This is a genomic window from Streptomyces sp. NPDC044044, from assembly GCF_056434405.1.
This window is the reverse complement of the sequence record NZ_JBWKFG010000001.1, coordinates 153,952-172,015: the sequence shown is the minus strand read 5'-3', so window position 1 is coordinate 172,015 and position 18,064 is coordinate 153,952. Positions and strand designations below refer to the sequence as shown.

Here is an 18,064-nt window from a genome sequence, read left to right as displayed (position 1 = left end):
TCCGGAATGTGATCAGTACTGCCCAGGAGGCCGATCACCCTCTAGCCTGACCTGTGCAGCTGGTTCGCCCTGTCCGCCAGGCAGACGCGTCGTAAGAGGGAACCCGGTGGGAATCCGGGACTGCCCCGCAGCGGTGAGTGGGAACGACCGCCGTCATACGCACTGGGTCCGAGCGCGGATCCGGGAAGCGACGGCCAGTAGGAACCTGCCTCGGCAGGTGTGCCCGCGAGTCCGAAGACCTGCCCGTTGCCCGTACGTGACCCCTCACGTGCGGACATCCCGGTGACCTCGTGGGCGGGTCGGCGTCAGATCAGGTGGAGCACCGCGCCGGTGGCGCGCGTCCGGTCCGCCCGGTTCGTCACCCCTTCGCGTCCGCGTCCCGTCCCGGGATGCTCAGGAGTCATCTCGCGAAGGAGATTTCCGTGACAACGAAGCCCGCAGCCGCGGCAGCACAGGCCACTGTGTACGGCTACCCCCGCCAGGGCCCCAACCGGGAACTGAAGAAGGCCGTCGAGGGCTACTGGAAGGGCCGCGTCACCGCCGACGCCCTCCGGGACACCGCGGCGCAGCTGCGCCGGTCCACCTGGCAGCACCTGGCCGACGCAGGCATCCACGAGGTGCCGACCGGCGACTTCTCGTACTACGACCATGTCCTGGACACCAGCGTCATGGTCGGCGCCGTCCCCCAGCGGCACCGTGAGGCCGTCGACGCCGACGCGCTCGACGGCTATTTCGCGATGGCCCGCGGCACGCAGGATGTGGCCCCTCTCGAGATGACCAAGTGGTTCGACACCAACTACCACTACCTCGTGCCGGAGCTCGGCCCCGACACCGTCTTCACCGCCGACTCCGCCAAGCAGGTCGCCGAGCTGAAGGAGGCCGTCGCGCTCGGCCTCGCGGCCCGCCCCGTGCTTGTCGGCCCGGTCACCTATCTGCTGCTCGCCAAGCCCGCGCCCGGCGTGGCCGCCGATTTCGAGCCGCTCACCCTCCTGGACCGTCTGCTGCCCGTGTACGCCGAGGTCCTCGCCGACCTGCGCGCCGCGGGCGCCGAGTGGGTGCAGCTCGACGAGCCCGCCCTGGTCCAGGACCGCACCCCGGCCGAACTCAACGCCGCCGCCCGCGCCTACCGCGATCTCGGTGCGCTCACCGACCGTCCTCAGCTCCTTGTCGGCTCGTACTTCGGCAGGCTCGGCGACGCGCTGCCGGTGCTCGCCAAGGCTCCGGTCGAGGGCCTCGCCCTGGACTTCACCGAGGCCGCCGCGAGCCAGCTGGAGGACCTCGCCGCCGTCGGCGGTCTTCCCGGCAAGCGTCTGGTCGCGGGCGTCGTCAACGGCCGCAACATCTGGATCAACGACCTGGAGAAGTCCCTCGCCACCCTGGGCACGCTCCTGGGCCTCGCCGACCGGGTCGACGTCTCCGCGTCCTGCTCCCTGCTGCACGTCCCGCTGGACGCCACCGCCGAACGGGACATCGACCCGCAGATCGCCCGCTGGCTGGCCTTCGCCCACCAGAAGACCGCCGAGATCGCCACGCTGGCCCGCGGCCTGGCCCAGGGCACGGGCGCCATCGCGGCCGAACTGTCCGCCAACCGCGCCGGCCTGGCGTCCCGCTCGGGCTCGGCCCTCACCCACGACCCGGCCGTACGCTCCCGCGTCGCCGCGATCACCGGCGCCGACGCCCGCCGCGCCCACGCCTACCCGGAGCGTGCGGCGGCCCAGCGGACCCGGCTCGGTCTTCCGCAACTGCCCACGACCACCATCGGCTCGTTCCCGCAGACCACCGAACTGCGCACGGCACGCGCCGACTTGCGCGCGGGCCGTATCGACACGGCGGGCTACGAGGAGCGCATCAAGAACGAGATCCGCGAGGTCCTCGCCTTCCAGGAGAAGGTGGGCATCGACGTGCTGGTGCACGGCGAGCCCGAACGCAACGACATGGTGCAGTACTTCGCCGAGCAGCTCACCGGCTACCTCGCCACGCAGCACGGCTGGGTCCAGTCGTACGGCACCCGCTATGTGCGCCCGCCGGTCCTGGCCGGCGACATCTCCCGGCCCGAGCCGATGACGGTGCGCTGGACCTCGTACGCCAACTCCCTGACCGACCGCCCCGTCAAGGGCATGCTCACCGGTCCCGTCACCATGCTCGCCTGGTCCTTCGTCCGCGACGACCAGCCGCTCGGCGACACGGCACGCCAGGTCGCGCTCGCCCTGCGCGACGAGGTCAACGACCTGGAGGAGGCGGGCACTTCGGTCATCCAGGTCGACGAGCCCGCGCTGCGCGAGACGCTGCCGCTGCGCGCCGCCGACCACCCGGCCTACCTGGACTGGGCCACGGAGTCCTTCCGCCTCACCACCAGCGGCGTACGCCCGGACACGCAGATCCACACGCACATGTGCTACGCGGAGTTCGGCGACATCGTCCAGGCCATCGACGACCTCGACGCCGACGTCATCAGCCTGGAAGCCGCCCGCTCGCACATGCAGGTGGCCCGCGAACTGGCCGAGCACGGCTATCCGCGCGAGGCGGGTCCCGGCGTCTACGACATCCACTCCCCCCGCGTACCGAGCACCGAGGAGGCAGCAGCCCTGCTGCGCAAGGGACTTGAGGCCATCCCCGCCGAACGCCTCTGGGTGAACCCCGACTGCGGCCTGAAGACCCGCGGCTGGCCCGAGACCAAGGCCTCCCTGGAGAACCTGGTGGCCGCGGCGCGCGAGGTGAGGGCGGAGCTGCCCACGGGTTCCTGACCCGAACGCTCCTGCCGGGGCGGCCATGTGAGGACGAATGGCCGCCCCGTGTCCTCGTCCGGCTGACCGGCGGGGCACTCCTGGTGGCCACCGGTGGCGGTTCTGTCTCCGAACCGGGGAGGCAGTGCGGCGCGATGCTCACCGTGGTGCGATGCAGCTCCGAAGGCTGATCCGGGCAGACCATGGCCATCGTCCGTACCAACCCCAGCCCGTATCCCCGTCAGGGATTGTTCAGATAGGTGAGGACGGCGAGGACACGACGGTTGTTGCTGTCGTCATCGGTGATGCCGAGTTTGCCGAAGAGCGAGGTGGTGTACTTGCTGATGGCGCTTTCGCTCAGGAACAGCCGCCCGGCGATGGCCTGGTTGGACAGCCCCTCGGCCATGAGGGCGAGCACGGAGTGTTCGCGTTCGGTGAGCCGTTCAAGTCTCCGGTTGGATGACCCGCTGGACAGCAGCTTCGCGATGACGACGGGGTCCATCGCGGTGCCACCGGCGGCGACGCGTTCCAGGGCGTCGATGAACTGGTCGGCGTCGAACACGCTCTCCTTGAGGAAGTAGCCGATGCCGCCGGTGCCGTCGGCCAACAGCTCGCGGGCATAGAGCTGTTCGACGTACTGGGAGAGGATCAGGACCGGCAGGCCGGGCAGTTCACGACGTGCGGCCAGAGCCGCCCGCAGGCCCTCGTCCGTCTGGGTCGGCGGCAGGCGGACGTCGACGACGGCGACGTCCGGGCGCCACTTCAGGAGCGCGTCGAGCGTCTCGGGTCCGGTGGCCGCCGTGCCCACCACCTCATGTCCGCACGCCTCGATGAGGCGGACCATTCCGTCACGCAGGAGGTAGAGATCTTCGGCTACGACGATTCGCATGGCACCACTATTCTCACGCGGGTCGGGCCGCCTGCCGGGCTGGTGATCTCCAGGGTGCCGTCGAAGGCGGCGAGGCGGCGGCGCAGCCCCGCCAGTCCACCGTCGGCGCGCACGCTCGCCCCTCCCCGGCCGTCGTCCTCGACGTCCACGACGAGACCGGTGTCGTCCCGCGCGACGGAGATCCGCGCCCGGGTCGCGTGGGCGTGCTTGACCGCGTTGGTCAGCAGTTCGGCGATTCCGAAGTACGCGGCGGATTCGATCGGCGGGTCGAGGCGCAGCGACACATCGGCACTGACAGCGGCTTCGAGCGGGCTGTCCAGGGCGAGAGCGCGTACGGCATCGATGAGCCCTCGGTCGTTGAGCACCGGCGGGCTGATCCCCTTGACCAGTTCGCGCAGCTCGGTCAGTGAGGTGGTGGCGCCCGCTCGCGCCTCCCGCATCAGCGCCCTGGCCTGGTCGGGATCGGTCTCCATCAACTTCTCGGCCGTCGCCAGGGAGAGCCCGAGCCCGACAAGCCGCGCCTGCGCCCCGTCGTGCAGGTCGCGTTCGATCCGGCGGATCTCGGCGGCCTGTGCGACGGTCGTGTCCGCGCGCTGGGCCGTCAACTCGTCCACGCGGGCGGCGAGGACCATCGCGGGAGACGCACGCAGGAAGCGGGCGGCCACCGGCTCGACGACCCGCCAGGCGTACGGAGCACTCGCGATGGCGGCGACGAACCCGAACCCTCCGACCACGCGCGCGGAGAGCGAGGACTGACCGAACCCGAGAACCGCCACCGCGACGCCGGACGGCGGGACGGCCGCGACCACGCCCGCGGTGAGCGGCGCGATCCCCGTGAAGCGCAGGTCACGCCGGACGGCCGGGTCGCCGCACCAGATCCGCCACCGCTGGTCCATCAAGGCGTCGCGGCGGGTGCGCTCGTACGAGAAGCCGTTCCACCAGTAGCCGGTGGACATCCGCACCACGGGCCCGGCCTGCCGGTACCCGTCGGGAATGACGGTGGCCGTCCACCGCGCAACGAGGAAGCGGAACATCCGGCAGATCGGGCGGGACAGGCCGAACGTGCCGACACACACCAGCACGACCGGCGCGACCCACGACCACGGGTTGCCCGCACCCCACCAGATCCCCAGCGCAACAGCAGCGGCCCACACGGCCGGAACCAACATGCTCACGACCACCACCAGACACGCCCGGGCGAACCCCACGCAGGCGCTCCCCACCCACGACACGACCTGTCGCATGACTCTTCCTTCTGCTCCACCGACCCCGGCCGACCCGGCTCGGTGTCTCCACTGTGCACGGCACGGAGCCTGATTCCCCCCCCTGGTCGGCCCAGGAGTGGGCCCAGCCCCACCCACTACTGGGTCCAGGCGCATACCGCTCCGCTCCCCCGCTTCCTAGCGTCGACACCACAAAGACAGCGCGCAGAAAGCACGCAGACGGCACGCAGCAAACGCGAGGGCGGACAGACACATGGAAACCATCAGCCACACCACGGCCAAGGTCACGACCAAGGCCGCTCACTTCAACCACCCATCCGTCCAACGGGACTTCGGCAAGGCGAAGATCCTCGCCGCGGCCTACGGCGTACTGAGCGCCGCCGTCCTCATCACGGTCGCCGTCCTGGCGATCACCGGAAGGACGGCCACGCCGTTCATGTGGGGCCGCTCAGCCGGAGTGCTCGCCGGTGCGGCGGTGACGTACTGGCTGATCGTCCTCGCCTCGCGGGGAGCCCGATGGGCCTATCTGCGCCTGCGCATCATCTCCGTCGTCCTGCCGGTCACGATCATCTCCATCGATCTGATCCCCGGTGCTCTCCCGCCGTGGTTCGTCGCGCTGCAGGTCGTCTGCGCGCTCACCATCGGCGCGAGTGCCTTCCTCGTCAACGGATCCGGGTTGCGCGCCGCTTTCCCCAAGGGTTCCTAGGGGCTCAGCCGGGGGCGGAGGGGTGGGCTCAGCTCTCGACGGGGTTGAGCACCACGAACTCCGCGTTCGACGGGTCGCGGCAGACGGCCAACCGGCCGACGCCCTCCGCGTCGTCGGGCCCCATGTGCACGCTGCCGCCGTTCCCGGTGACCTGGGCGACCGCGGCGTCGCAGTCGGTGACGGCGAAGACCGGGTGCCAGTACGGCCGACCGTCCGTCAGCGTGAGGTCCTCCTTGCGGAGCTCCATCAGGCCACCCTGCATGCGCTCCTCGGGAAGGCCGGCGGGGGTCACGAGGGTGTACGTGCCGGCGCCGCCCGGCAGCTCCATGTTGCTGAACTGCCAGCCGAGGACGCCGCCGTAGAACTCCTTCGCGGCGGCCACGTCGGTCGTGAACAGCTCGGCCCAGGACAGTGAGCCCGGGTCGTCCGCCAGCTCGAAGCCGGAGTTCTTGTCCGGCTGCCAGACGGCGAACTGGCCCCCCAGCGGGTCGGTGTACTGCGCCATCCGTCCCCAGTCGTCGAGGTCCCTGGGCGCCACCCGCACCGTGCCGCCCGCGCGCTCCACGGCCTGAGTCGTGGCGTCCGCGTCGGTGACCGTGTAATAGATCATCCAGGCCGGGCGCGCGCCCTCCTCGGTGAGCTTGCCGAGCCCGGCGACGGTCTTGCCGTCCTTCTGGAACATGCCGCCTTCCCCGTCGGCCTCGCCCATGGACTCGTACTCCCAGCCGAGCACCGCGCCGTAGAAGGCAGCGGTGGCCGGGACGTCGGGGGTGCCGAGGTCGAGCCAACAGGGGGATCCGGGAGTGTTGTCAGTGGTGATCACGACGATTCCCTTCGCAGGTCCTTGTGACACCAGCCTGGCACCCGGCACTGACAGACGCGCGTCGGCCACATGGCCGATCTCCCCGAGGTGGACGGTGACTCACTTCGAGCTGACAGGCTTTGACCGCCCCGCATTCGATATCAATAGGGCCAGCTCGGCTCAGGCGACGCTCATACGCCGCATTAAACCGCAGAATCCTTTCACCTCCATGTGCCGGATGTATTGGCGTGGCACCGCGACCATGAAACCACACCTGACCTGCGTGGGAATAATCCCCTATCCAGACCATTAGTTATTTCTATGCGTTTTGCGATCCGCTCGCCAATTTCAGTGAAGATACCCGAATCAAGCATTACTGAATTCCTTTTCTGCGTAATATGCCAGCGACAGAAGCAGGCGATTCTGTACGACGGAGAACCGCCGAGAAGGCACCACCCCCTCACAGGAGTTGGCCCCTCGATGACGCTGAACATTCCTGACGTACCACCACTGCGGCGCACCATGTCGGCCTGGATCGCTGCGGTAACGGCCGTGGTGATCGCCGCTGTCGTAATCGCGGTGACGCCGACACGCGCAAACGCCGTCGCCACCCCAGTGCCTCTTGGCACTGCGGCCGGTTTCGGAGTCCTGGCCGGCGCGACGGTCACCAACACCGGTCCCACGGTGGTCAACGGTCTCGACGTCGGCGTGAGCCCCGGGACGGCCATCACCGGGTTCGCCGAGTCCGACGGAGGGCCCGGCACCGTGACCCCGCCCGGGACTCTGCACTCCGCGGATGCCGTCGCGGGCCAGGCCAAGATCGACCTGACCACCGCGTACAACCAGGCCGCCGGGCAGACCCTGACCGACGCGGTGTACAACGACGCTCCCCACGAGTTCGGTGGTCAGACGCTGACGCCGGGCCTCTACAGGGCGAACAGCTCCGCGCAGATCACCGACACGCTCACCCTGGACGCCCAGGGCAACTCCAGTGCGGTCTGGGTCTTCCAGATCGGTTCGGCGCTGACGACGGCATCCGCCAGCTCGGTGAGCTTCATCAATGGCGCCTCGCCGTGCAATGTCTACTGGCAGGTCGGCAGCTCGGCCACGCTCGGTACCAACTCCACGTTCGTGGGCACCATCCTGGCCGACACCTCGATCACCGCCACCACGGGGGCGACCATCAACGGCCGGCTGCTGGCTGATGCGGGCGCACGCGGTGACGGTGCCGTGACACTGGACTCCAACAGGATCTTCCAGGGGCAGTGCGGGACCGGTGGTACCACTGGCGGGCTGATCTCGGGCGGTGTGATCGCCGGCGCTACGAGCGGTGGCACCACGGGCAGCACCACAGCGGGTACCTCGGGCAGCACCACCGTCGGCGTCATCGGTGGCGTGCCGACGGGCGGCGGCACCACCGGCGGCGTCCTGGGCGGCCTCATCGCGGGTGCCACCACGGGCGGCACCACCGGCGGTTCCACAGGTGGCGCCCCGGGTGGCTCCACAGGCGGTGGCCCGGGCGGCGGCCACGGTGGCACGACCGGTGGAAACGGCCACGACCATCCCGGCAAGCCCGGTCACCACGACCACCCCGGCAAGCCCGGTCACCACGACCACGGCGGGAAGCCGGACGATCACGGCGGCAAGCCCGGCGGTCACCACAAGCCCGGCCACCACGAGGGACATCCCGACGGTCACAAGGATCACCACAAGAAGCCTGCCTAGTTCCATGTGAGCAAGCAGAACGGGCGGCACGCGGCGAGGGCGTCATCGCCTCCGTCGCGTGCCGCCGTCGGCAGTTCAGGGAGAAGCGGAGAAGCCGGGATGAAGAGGCCGGGTGGGGCCGTGCAAGGCGGCGTTGAAACGGTGGATGTCGACGAAGCGGAACGGCCCGTCTCCGGGTCGGCCCCACCCGGAGACGGGAGATGCGGTGCGTCCCGAGAAGCTTCGGGCCGTCCGTCCCGCCCCGTGCGGGTCCTGAAGGCGGGAACGGGAGCCGCCGTGGCTCTGTGCCTCGCGACGGCCCTGGTCCACGTGATCCTGGTGTTTCTGCACGTGGCACCCCCCAACCCCCTCTCCCAGCAGTACAGCCGCCAGGTCAACGCGTGGGTTCTCCCGCTGTTCGAACAGAACTGGCGGCTCTTCGCACCGGATCCGGAATCGGTCAACCAGCAGATCTCCGCCAGGACCCTGCACACCGCCCCGGACGGCAGTGTGCAGGTGAGCGGCTGGTTCGATCTGACGGCCGTGGACAACTCCGCCGTGAGGCACCACGCCTTCCCCAGTCATACGGCGCAGAACATGCTGCGGCGCTCCTGGAGCTCGTACGTCGAAACCCACGGCGGCGATGACCGGCCGCGCTCGCCGCGGGCGCTGATGATGCAGCGCTACCTGACCAACATCGCGGCGGATCGCATCGTCGCCCACCGTGAGGGCACCTTCGAGTCCATCCAGCTGCGGGTGATCACCGTGCCCATCGCCGCTCCCGCCGCAGCGGTCGGCACCGGCCCGTCAACCGCCGCGCCCAAGCCTGCCGATACGCGGTATCTGCCCTGGTGGAAGGCGGAATCCCATGGAAACTGAGCAGACACTCCCGCCGCACCGGCGCACTCCCGAAGGGAAGGAGGCAGGCGTGTCGCGCCGCGCACCGGAGCGGATCGGTGCGTTTCTCACTCTCCTGACCGAGCGGCCGATCTCCCTCTACGCCGCAGCAGTTCTGCGCATCGGCTACGGCCTTCTCTACCTCGTCTTCCTGCTGCGCGAGTTTCCGCACCGCGACGAGATCTGGGGCCCCGGATCTCCGTGGACCCCCGAGCTGGCCAGGCAACTGTTCGACCAGACCGGGTGGGTCAGCATCCTCACCCTGTCCGACAGCCGACCGTACTTCGAGGCCTGTTACACGGCAGCCCTCGTCACGTCCGCACTGTTCATGCTGGGCTGGCGGACCAGACTGATGTCCGTACTCTTCGCGGTCGTGGTCGCGTCCTTCCACTCCAGGGCCATCTTCATGACCGACGGAGGAGACAACCTCATCCTCCTCATGGCCGTGTACCTCGTCTTCACCGCGTGCGGTCGCCGCTGGTCCCTGGATGCGCGCAGGGCCCGACTGCGGGCCTCTTCGGGGGCGGCGAAGAGCAGCTCGGCGGGCATGGCCGCAGGCGAATTTCGGATTCAACTGGGCGCCATGCGCCAGATGTTGACGACCGTGCTCCATCACTGCGGCATGTTCGTCATCGCCGTCCAGGTCTGCTTTCTCTACGGCTCCGCCGGGCTCTACAAGGTGCAGGGCGGCACCTGGGGCAACGGGACGGCCCTCCACTACGTCCTGAACCTCGACCTGTTCCGGCCCTGGCCCGAGCTCTCTCTCCTGGCGGACGAGCACGACGTACTGATCACCATCGCCTGCTACCTGACGGTTCTGTTGCAGGTCGCGTTCCCGTTCGTCCTGTTCGGACGGCTCAAGTACCCGGTCCTGAGCCTGCTGTTGGGCATGCACCTGGGGATCGCCGTGCTCATGGGACTTCCGCTTTTCTCCGGCGCGATGATCGTGGCGGACGCCGTGTTCCTGCCGGACCGCTTCTACCGGCACCTGGGACAGCTGTTGCGGCGCGTCGGTCGGTGGGCCCACGTCAGGCAGGCGGACGCTTCGCCCCACGGCGAGACGGCACTCGTGCCGCAGCAGCCCGCACCGTCGAGCCGATGAGGGCGGCTACTTCTCGCAGGTCAGGTCGTGCGCGGGGAGCCGTCCCGTCCGCAGGTAGGCGTTGACGCGCTCGTTGACGCAGGTGTTGCCGTACTCGCCGTACAGGCCGTGCTGACGGGCGCCCTTGACGGTGAGCAGCCGGGAGCTGGGCCACTGCTCGCGCATGGCCTTGGCGTCGGTGTAGAGGGTGCGGGGGTCGCCGGTGGCGTTGACGAGCAGGGCCGGGACGTCGTTGTCGAGCACGGTCGGCGCTTCGGCGGGCTGGTCCCAGAACTCGCAGGGGGTGATGTTGTTGGCCAGCGGTCCGGTGAGGGGGAACTGCTCACGGGACTTCTCGACCGCGCGCCAGTAGCCGGCGACGCCTCGCCGCTCGGCCACGTCGCCGCAGATGATCGCCGTCATCTGGCTGGCGGGGGCCGAGCCTGCCCCGGTCAGCAGGAACTCCAGCTGACCGGCAAGCCTTTCGGACGGCTCGACCGGTTCCCGGTCGGCGGCGCGTGCCAGCAGACGTACGGTCGTGGCCAGGGCGGCACGCTCCTCGTCGAGATCGCTGGCGAGGCCGCCGATGAAGAAGAAGGGGAGCGCGTGCTCGTCCAGCAGGTACGCGTCCCCGATCCGCAGCGGCTTCTGTGCGGCGGCGTCGAGGATGTGTTCCACCGTCGCCAGGACCTCGGCGCGCGTGGTGCCAAGACCGTAGGTGGCGTGGCGTGCGGCGGCCCACGACGCCCACGCGCGCAGGGCCGCTTCGTTGGCCGCCTCGGAACCGCGCAGCAGGGTGTGGCTGTAGCGCTTCGGGGAATTGACGCCGTCGAGCACCATGCGGTCGGTGCGACCGGGGAAGAGCTGTGTGTAGACCTCTCCGAGGTAACTGCCGTAGGAGTAGCCGAGGTAGGAGAGGGTGTCCTCGCCGAGGGCGGCGCGGATGATGTCCATGTCGCGGGCGGTGTTGCGGGTGGTGACGTACGGCAGTACATCGCCGTGGGCGCGTTTGCACCGCCGGGCCAGCTCGCGCGCGACGGAGACCTCCTCGCGGTAGGCCGCCAGGTCGGCGCCCGCGGAGCGCAGGGGCGCTGAGCCGAGGTCCCAGCCGCAGTCCAGCGGGGTGCTCCGGCCGACGAAGCGCGGGTCCATGCCGATCAGGTCGTAGCGGCCGGCGACCTCGCCCATCACCTTCGACTTGGTCACCGGCATACGGAGGCTGGGGCCGGCCGGTCCTCCGTCGTTGAGCAGCATCGGGCCGACGCGGTGGGCGGTGTCGGTGGCCTTCAGCCGGGATATGGCGACGGTGATGGTGCGGCCGCCGGGGTCGGCGTAGTCGAGCGGCACGTCGATGTCCGCACACTCGGCGCCTGCGGCGTCCAGTTCCTGGCCCTCCTTGTCGTCGGCGCCGAGGGCGCAGGCGTGCCAGTCGACGCGCTGGTCGTGAAAGCGGGCCAACGGGCCCGGGGTGGCGGGGGCGGCGGTGGTCGTCGCCGTGGCGGGGGCGGCGGTGGTCGTCGCCGTGGCGGGGGCTGCAGTGGTCGTCGCCGTGGCGGCGGCAACCACCGCCACGCACGCCGCAAAGACCTTGATGCGTCCTGAAGTTGGCATGCCCACACGCTAGGAGGGCGGACATCCCGGCACACTCCGGGAGAACCCCGAACCCAGGTGGGGTTGTCCCCCGGCTCCTTGCGGAGCGGCGGCACGAAGGCATGGGCGGCGGTGGTGAGCTGTGCCAGTCCTCCGGCGGGCCACTGCATCTCGCCGAGCGACACCAACTCCTGCCTGGTGCCTGGACGTCACAACTGGACGTCACAACTGGTCAGGGCTTACGGGCCACCGCCCCGTACATGGCGATGGCCCGGTCGTCGATGCCGTCCTGCTCGGGGCCCGGCCGCCACTTGTGAACCTGGGTGACGCCGGGGTCGACCAGGTCCATTCCGTCGAAGAGGGAGGTGGCGGTCGACAGGTCGCGCAGCGCCATGGGCATGCCCTGCTGGGTGTACTCCTCGGCCACCCGGCCGACTTCCTCGGGCGCGAAGTCGGCGGTGCCGATGGTCATCGCCAGGAAGCTGCCCGACGGCAGCGGTTCGAGCAGTCGCTGTACCAGACGCCGGTCGTCCGGCGGCAGGATGAAGTGCAGTATTCCGATGACCATCAAGCCGACCGGCTCGTTCACGTCGATCAGCGCACGGAATTCGGGACTGTCCAGGATGGCGTCCGGGTCGTGCATGTCAGCGTCGATGTAGGCGGTCGCCCCCTCGGACGAACCCTGCAGGAGGGCGCGGGCGTGAGCCAGGACGATGGGGTCGTTGTCGACATAGACCACACGGGACTCCGGTGCCACCTCCTGCACCACCTCATGCAGGTTGGGAGCTGTGGGCAGGCCGGTGCCGATGTCGAGGAACTGCCGGACACCGTGCTCCTGGGCGAGGAAGCGCCCGGCGCGGTGCATGAACCGCCGGTTCTCCAGCATGTGCACGGGCAGCGCCGGCCAGTGCTGACACATGGCATCGCCCGCCTCGGCGTCGACAAGGTAGTGGTCCTTGCCTCCCAGGATGTAGTCGTACACCCGCGCCGAATGCGCGGTCGAGGTGTCTATCCGATCGCCTGCACTGTGCATGGGCCCGCTCCGCTCGTCACCGCTGACAATGGTCTTCAACGCTACAGCTGGTCGAACCGTGGCTCGACCGGCACGACGCCCATCACGGGCACCGTCACGGCACCACCACGGCGCCACCACGGCGCCACCAACGGCCGTTCCCCATTTGGTCGGAGGCTGACGAAGTGGGGTCTGCCAGTGAGCCTGATGCCGATCCGGGAGTCAGTTGCCGGCGGTGGCAACCGGGTCCACGAGGAGGACATGGAGGTGCTCGTCGTGGAGCTGCCCGTCTCCGAACCGCTTGGCCATGGGCATGGTGCACGCGAGGTCGAATCCTGCCTTCTGGGCCACTCTGCAGGAGGCAGGGTTCTCCACACCGTGGGTCAGAGTGAGGCGGGTGAGTCCCAGATCGCTCAGGGCCCAGCTGACGACGCTGCGCACGGCAGCCGTGGCCACTCCCTGCCCGCGTGTCCACGGGGCGATGCGGTAGCCCACTTTGGCTTGCGCGTGCGGGCGGTCGATGCCGTGCAGGGCGATGTTGCCGGCATAGCGTCCGCTGCTGTGGTCGATGATCGAGAAGGTCGCGTGAGTACCGTCCGACCAGTCCGCTCCGGCGAGACAGTCCCTGACGGCTGACGCCTCGTCGGTGATCTGGCAGCGAGGATTCCACAGCCGGACATCCGGGTCGACGCCGAGCGCGAGAACCTCCATGTGCTCGTCCACGCTCGGAGGACGGAGCCGGAAGTCGCCGGCGGTCAGGGTGAGAGGCTCCAGTCGATCAGCAGGCACCGGTTGATCATGCCAGGCAGCCGGAGAACCGGTGATGCCACCCTGCGCACGGCGGTCAGGGCAGCGTCGGCCCAGCAAGGTACTCCCCAACCGGCGGAAACACCCCACCAGGAATCCGCTCCGCCAGCTCGTCCAACGGCACCCACGCGGCCTCCGCGACCTCCCGCGCAGACGCCACACGAGCCTCGCCCGACAGCCACCGGCACGCCACGTACACGACCCGCCGACCGGTCATCGGATGCACCCGCTCCGCGATCACTGTCAGCGGCTCGACGACGGCGCCTGCCTCCTCCAAAGCCTCACGGGCCGCAGCCTGCTCGGCGGACTCCCCGAGGTCGACCTTCCCCGCCGGGAACTGCCACACCAGATCACCCTCCGGAACCCGGCGGCGGATGAGGAGCACCGTGCCCTGGTACGTGACCACCGCACCCGCGATCACCGGATCCACCGGCAACTGCAACTCCCTCTCCGAGAAGCGCCGTTCACGGCATGGCGCCGCCCGCACACGGACATCATGCCGCCATGAGCGGCAACGGAAACGGCGCGAAGAAGCTCCCCGTCAAAGCCTGGGTGGGGGGCGGGCTCGGCACCGCCACTTTCGTCGCGCTCCTCATCTGGGGCCCCTGGTGGATCGAAGGGCACCACCTGAAGGACAGCGAAGGCGAGTTGGTCTCCAGCGCGGGAATCATCGTCACCGGATTCCGCACCATGCTCATCGCCGTCGCCGCCGGCGGCTTCACCGCTGCGGGGCTCTACTACACCCGTGAGAGGCACCGGCTTGAGCGCAACCAGTTCGAGCACGCCCAAGAGCAGTTCGCCGAGAGCCAGCAGCAATTCCGGACAACACTTCGCGAGACGCAGAAGCGCGACGAAGAACAGGCCAAGCTCACTCGCGAAGGGCAGGTCACCGGCCGCTACGTCGAAGCGATCAAACTGCTCAGCTCGCAGGATGACACGCAGCGGCTCGGTGCCATCTACAGCCTCGAACGCATCATGCGGGACAGCGAAGACGACCACGACACGGTCGTCACCGTCCTGGCGGCCTTCATCCGCCAACACGCGGGCCTGGGCCTCGGCATACCGCGACCCGACGAAGCCGTACAAGCCGCCGTCACAGTGATCGGGCGCCGCCCCGACCGGAGTGAAGCATCGCGGCTCGACCTGAGACGTACCGACCTGACAGGGCTCGACTTCGAGCGCGGCAACTTCCGGCGCGCACGCCTGAGCGGAGCCGACCTACGGGCCGCCAACCTGCGCCGCACCGACTTTTCCGGCGCCTGGGCGCCCGAGGCGGATTTCCGACAGAGCTACGCCATCTCGACGACCTTCGACGGCGCCAACCTGCGCCACGCTCAATTCTCGATGGAACAAATCCCGGCGGGGATGCGCGAGTTCGATCAAGTCGTCGTTGACCCAGAGGCTGGAACCAACACTGCTCCCGAGGAAGAGCAGTCCTGAGAGCAGAGTCCTGAGAGCAGATGGATCACACCGCCCCCGGCGCTCTGCGTTCCGCGTCGGCCTGCGGCAGCCGTCACTGCGACGAGCTTCGCTGACTGAAGACGGGCGGCGGCGTGATCTGTGTGTGTAGCGGTCCGGAGCGGTCCGGTGCGCATCCCCTCCCGCTCCCCCGCAGTTTGGTACCTTTCACTGGACACGCAAATCGATCGGATGTTCGTTTACTGGGATCTCCGAGACGTCCGTAGTCGGCAGTAGACGCTCACGTCCTCCGACGTGCGGCGTGCCACACCATCGGACCGGGTGAAAGCTCATGGCAGGAACCGATCACGAAAAGGCGCTGGACACCGCGCTCGCACAGATCGAGCGGAAATTCGGCAGGGGTGCGGTCATGCGCCTCGGCGAGCGGCCCAATGAGCCCATCGAGGTGATCCCCACCGGATCGACCGCGCTGGACGTGGCGCTCGGCGTGGGCGGTCTGCCCCGCGGCCGTGTGGTGGAGGTGTACGGGCCGGAGTCCTCCGGCAAGACGACGCTGACGTTGCACGCGGTGGCGAACGCACAGAAGGCCGGCGGCTCGGTCGCGTTCATCGACGCCGAGCACGCCCTGGACCCGGAGTACGCCAAGAAGCTCGGTGTCGACACCGACAACCTCATCCTGTCCCAGCCGGACAACGGTGAACAGGCGCTTGAGATCGCCGACATCCTGATCCGCTCCGGGGCGATCGACTTGATCGTGGTCGACTCCGTCGCGGCCCTGGTGCCGCGTGCGGAGATCGAGGGCGAGATGGGCGACTCGCACATGGGCCTGCAGGCCCGTCTGATGAGCCAGGCCCTCCGCAAGATCACCAGCGCGCTCAGCCAGACGAGGACGACGGTCATCTTCATCAATCAGCTGCGCGAGAAGATCGGCGTGATGTTCGGCTCCCCGGAGACCACGACCGGTGGCCGCGCGCTGAAGTTCTACGCCTCGGTGCGGCTCGACATCCGCCGGATCGAGACCCTCAAGGACGGCACGGACGCGGTCGGCAACCGCACCCGCGTCAAGGTCGTCAAGAACAAGGTCGCCCCGCCCTTCAAGCAGGCCGAGTTCGACATCCTCTACGGCCAGGGCATCAGCCGCGAAGGCGGCCTGATCGACATGGGCGTGGACAACGGCTTCGTCCGCAAGGCCGGCGCCTGGTACACGTACGAGGGCGACCAGCTCGGCCAGGGCAAGGAGAACGCCCGCAACTTCCTGAAGGACAACCCCGACCTCGCCGACGAGATCGAGAAGAAGATCCTCGAGAAGCTCGGAATCGGGGTACCGGCCAAGACCGCGGTCGCCGAGGACACGGTGGCCGTCCCTGTCCCTGATGCCAGCCGGACCTCGGCGGGAAACGCCGCCTGACAGGCGCAGGGCGTCGGCGACGAGCTCCGATCCCCGCGCCTGCCCCCGTCGGCACCGAGGTCGATTACCTCACTGTCGAACACGCGGAAATCTATGTCGGCCGGAGTAGACATTGGGTGGTGGTGTGGTTATGGTTTCTCTCGTAGCCAGAAAGACAGCAGGGCCCGGCAGAGATGAACTGCCGGGCGGCAGTACCCGCAAGTGCAGTACGCAGGACGGTGCGGTGGTGGAGTTCCGAAGCCAGGGTTGATGCAGGACGGTGACGGGACTGGCGACCGGACCGGGTGGCCCGCAGTGATCAGGGGCCGCCACGAGCAGGACCGCAGTTCAAGCAAGTGCAGCACCGGTAAGTGCAGTTCGCAGTACCCAGCAGTGCAGGCAAGTGAGCAGCACCTCGGTGAAGGCGTCGGCTGCGGGCGCGCGCACCGGGAGGTTCGGCAGTGGGGTTCCAAGCCAGAGCAGACGCAGGAGAGGCGACGGGGCTGGCTGCCGAAGAGTGGCGCTGTCGCAGGCCACGAGCAGTTCGTACCACCGGCAGTACGCAGTAGGGCAGTACCAGCAGTACGCAGTCCCCCTTCGGTAAGTGCTGTTCAAGAGGGAAGAACGGAGGAGCTTCGCGCCATCAGGATCGCCCGGGCCGAATGGCAGAGCCCGGGTACCGCAGGACATCGATAGTGAGGTGGTCTCCGGTCAAGCAACCGCGATCCCCGCACTCCCCCGCTCCCAGGTGGCTGTGCGGAAACAGAAGGCCGGCGCAGTATCAGGGCCGGCAGATGGTGTAGCAGTTTCCTTCGGGGCCCGGGTGCCGGTACGGCACCCGGCCCCCTCCACGCGTTCCACAGGGAGATGCACAGTGACAGCACCACACAAGGCTTCCTCCGCGCCGTCGGTGAAGCCCGCCTGATCACCTCGCTGCGCTCCCCGGTACGCCACCACCGACGACGCCTGCGCAGGACGCGAAGCACCCCCGGCGTGACCGGCGACGGCTCCCCGCAGACCATGCGCCGGTAGTGGGCGATGGCGGCGCGGGAGAACTCGCCCGGGGCCGGTTCGATGCGGGCCCGTTCGATGCTGAACCGGTAGTCGGTGAAGCGGTAGTCGGTGAAGCGGAGTTCGGCAAGGAGGTCGTGCCGAAGTAGGCGAAGAGTGCGAAGGCGAACTGGGCCGCCTGAAGGATCGTGACCAGGCCGTGGCGGGGGCTGCGCCGGGTGGCCCGGTCCGCCGCGAAGCCGCCCAGGAGTGTGGCGAGGAAGTAGCCGACACCGAAGGGCAGCAGCACGATCGACGCCTTCTGCGTGCTGAAGCCGTACACGTCCACCAGGTAGACGACGCCGCAGGTGCCCATCAGGAGATGTCCCGACAGGAGGCGGGAGACCAGGAGGACGACCAGGCTGCGGATCTTGAGGAGCGAGAGTGCCTTGGTCCAGGTGAGCTTCGAGTGGGCGTTGCGCGTGGCGCGGTCGAGGTCGGCGAGCTGTTCCTCGGCCGCGCCCCGTCCCGGGTCGCGGAACCACAGCCAGATGGCGAGGCCGAGCAGGATGTTGAAGGTGCCGACGCCCCGCAGGCCCCAGCGCCAGCCCTGCTCGACGCCCGCGAGTTGGCCCTTGAGCGGGCCGATGACTGCGCTTACGAGCGAGACGGCGCCGTGGACAACCCCGATCGCGCGGCCGCGGCCGACCGCGCCGTCTCAATCAACTCCCGCACGTCGTCGAAGCCGAGGGGCACGATCGGGAGCTGAGCGAGCGGACGCCGCCTCATCGCGCGCGTAGCGCCTCAGAAACGATCGACCACGTTTGTCGCTGA

The 18,064-nt window shown here is 69.0% G+C and carries 14 protein-coding genes, 2 pseudogenes and 1 riboswitch; of the genes and pseudogenes, 8 read left to right on the top strand and 8 right to left on the bottom strand.

The annotated features are described in order from the left end of the window. The first annotated feature begins 43 nt into the window (after nt 1–43). A riboswitch (cobalamin riboswitch) is annotated at nt 44–261 on the top strand. A gap of 161 nt (nt 262–422) precedes the next feature. Further along, complete coding sequence (metE, locus tag AC07AG_RS00775; RefSeq protein WP_478750471.1) at nt 423–2,744, top strand: 5-methyltetrahydropteroyltriglutamate--homocysteine S-methyltransferase; 2,322 nt, start codon at nt 423–425, stop codon at nt 2,742–2,744. A 220-nt stretch (nt 2,745–2,964) separates the two neighbouring features. Here the strand turns inward: metE and AC07AG_RS00770 are convergent, their stop codons facing one another. Together AC07AG_RS00770 and AC07AG_RS00765 are read right to left on the bottom strand one after the other, a co-directional pair. After that, nucleotides 2,965–3,612 (bottom strand): response regulator transcription factor, encoded by a 648-nt coding sequence (locus AC07AG_RS00770; protein WP_478750469.1) that lies wholly within the window; start codon nt 3,610–3,612, stop codon nt 2,965–2,967. Then, a complete protein-coding gene (locus tag AC07AG_RS00765; protein ID WP_478750467.1) occupies nt 3,597–4,856 on the bottom strand; it encodes a sensor histidine kinase in 1,260 nt (419 codons plus the stop codon). Before AC07AG_RS00765 ends, AC07AG_RS00770 begins: the two co-directional genes overlap by 16 nt. A 232-nt stretch (nt 4,857–5,088) precedes the next feature. On the opposite strand from AC07AG_RS00765, the gene AC07AG_RS00760 reads away from it, so the two are divergent. Then, nucleotides 5,089–5,541 carry a hypothetical protein gene (locus AC07AG_RS00760; RefSeq protein ID WP_478750465.1) on the top strand — a complete coding sequence of 151 codons (453 nt, stop codon included), beginning with the start codon at nt 5,089–5,091 and terminating at the stop codon, nt 5,539–5,541. 28 nt (nt 5,542–5,569) lie between these two features. Here the strand turns inward: AC07AG_RS00760 and AC07AG_RS00755 are convergent, their stop codons facing one another. Continuing rightward, nucleotides 5,570–6,364: a VOC family protein gene (locus tag AC07AG_RS00755; protein WP_478750463.1), complete on the bottom strand. Its 795-nt coding sequence runs from the start codon at nt 6,362–6,364 to the stop codon at nt 5,570–5,572. 459 nt (nt 6,365–6,823) lie between these two features. On the opposite strand from AC07AG_RS00755, the gene AC07AG_RS00750 reads away from it, so the two are divergent. The 3 genes from AC07AG_RS00750 (at nt 6,824) to AC07AG_RS00740 (ending at nt 10,046) form a co-directional block, all read left to right on the top strand. After that, nucleotides 6,824–8,068, top strand: a complete 1,245-nt coding sequence (locus AC07AG_RS00750) for an ice-binding family protein (RefSeq protein ID WP_478750461.1) — start codon at nt 6,824–6,826, stop codon at nt 8,066–8,068. Between the two features lie 276 nt (nt 8,069–8,344). After that, entirely contained in the window at nt 8,345–8,926 is a 582-nt protein-coding gene (locus AC07AG_RS00745) for a DUF5819 family protein (RefSeq protein WP_478750459.1), read from the top strand. Then, complete coding sequence (locus tag AC07AG_RS00740) at nt 8,916–10,046, top strand: HTTM domain-containing protein (protein ID WP_478750457.1); 1,131 nt, start codon at nt 8,916–8,918, stop codon at nt 10,044–10,046. The genes AC07AG_RS00745 and AC07AG_RS00740 overlap by 11 nt, the downstream gene beginning before the upstream one ends. Nucleotides 10,047–10,052: 6 nt before the next feature. Here AC07AG_RS00740 and AC07AG_RS00735 read toward each other — a convergent pair whose 3' ends face one another. The 4 genes from AC07AG_RS00735 to AC07AG_RS00720 form a co-directional block, all read right to left on the bottom strand. After that, nucleotides 10,053–11,636 (bottom strand): alpha/beta hydrolase, encoded by a 1,584-nt coding sequence (locus AC07AG_RS00735; RefSeq protein ID WP_478750455.1) that lies wholly within the window; start codon nt 11,634–11,636, stop codon nt 10,053–10,055. A gap of 211 nt (nt 11,637–11,847) precedes the next feature. Beyond that, nucleotides 11,848–12,648: an SAM-dependent methyltransferase gene (locus tag AC07AG_RS00730; protein ID WP_478750453.1), complete on the bottom strand. Its 801-nt coding sequence runs from the start codon at nt 12,646–12,648 to the stop codon at nt 11,848–11,850. A gap of 201 nt (nt 12,649–12,849) precedes the next feature. Beyond that, on the bottom strand, nt 12,850–13,416 hold the full coding sequence (locus AC07AG_RS00725) for a GNAT family N-acetyltransferase (RefSeq protein ID WP_478750451.1): 567 nt from the start codon (nt 13,414–13,416) through the stop codon (nt 12,850–12,852). Between the two features lie 55 nt (nt 13,417–13,471). Beyond that, on the bottom strand, nt 13,472–13,864 hold the full coding sequence (locus AC07AG_RS00720; RefSeq protein ID WP_478752151.1) for an NUDIX hydrolase: 393 nt from the start codon (nt 13,862–13,864) through the stop codon (nt 13,472–13,474). 74 nt (nt 13,865–13,938) lie between these two features. Between AC07AG_RS00720 and AC07AG_RS00715 the strand changes: the two genes are divergently transcribed. The 3 genes and pseudogenes from AC07AG_RS00715 to AC07AG_RS00705 form a co-directional block, all read left to right on the top strand. Then, nucleotides 13,939–14,874: a pentapeptide repeat-containing protein gene (locus tag AC07AG_RS00715; RefSeq protein WP_478750449.1), complete on the top strand. Its 936-nt coding sequence runs from the start codon at nt 13,939–13,941 to the stop codon at nt 14,872–14,874. Nucleotides 14,875–15,184: 310 nt separating this feature from the next. Then, nucleotides 15,185–16,261, top strand: a complete 1,077-nt coding sequence (recA, locus tag AC07AG_RS00710; protein ID WP_478750447.1) for a recombinase RecA — start codon at nt 15,185–15,187, stop codon at nt 16,259–16,261. A gap of 858 nt (nt 16,262–17,119) precedes the next feature. Further along, nucleotides 17,120–17,200, top strand: a pseudogene (locus AC07AG_RS00705) (MerR family transcriptional regulator); the annotation flags it as partial. A 241-nt stretch (nt 17,201–17,441) separates the two neighbouring features. Here the strand turns inward: AC07AG_RS00705 and AC07AG_RS00700 are convergent. After that, nucleotides 17,442–17,879: pseudogene (locus AC07AG_RS00700) on the bottom strand (MFS transporter); the annotation flags it as partial. Nucleotides 17,880–18,064: the final 185 nt, after the last annotated feature.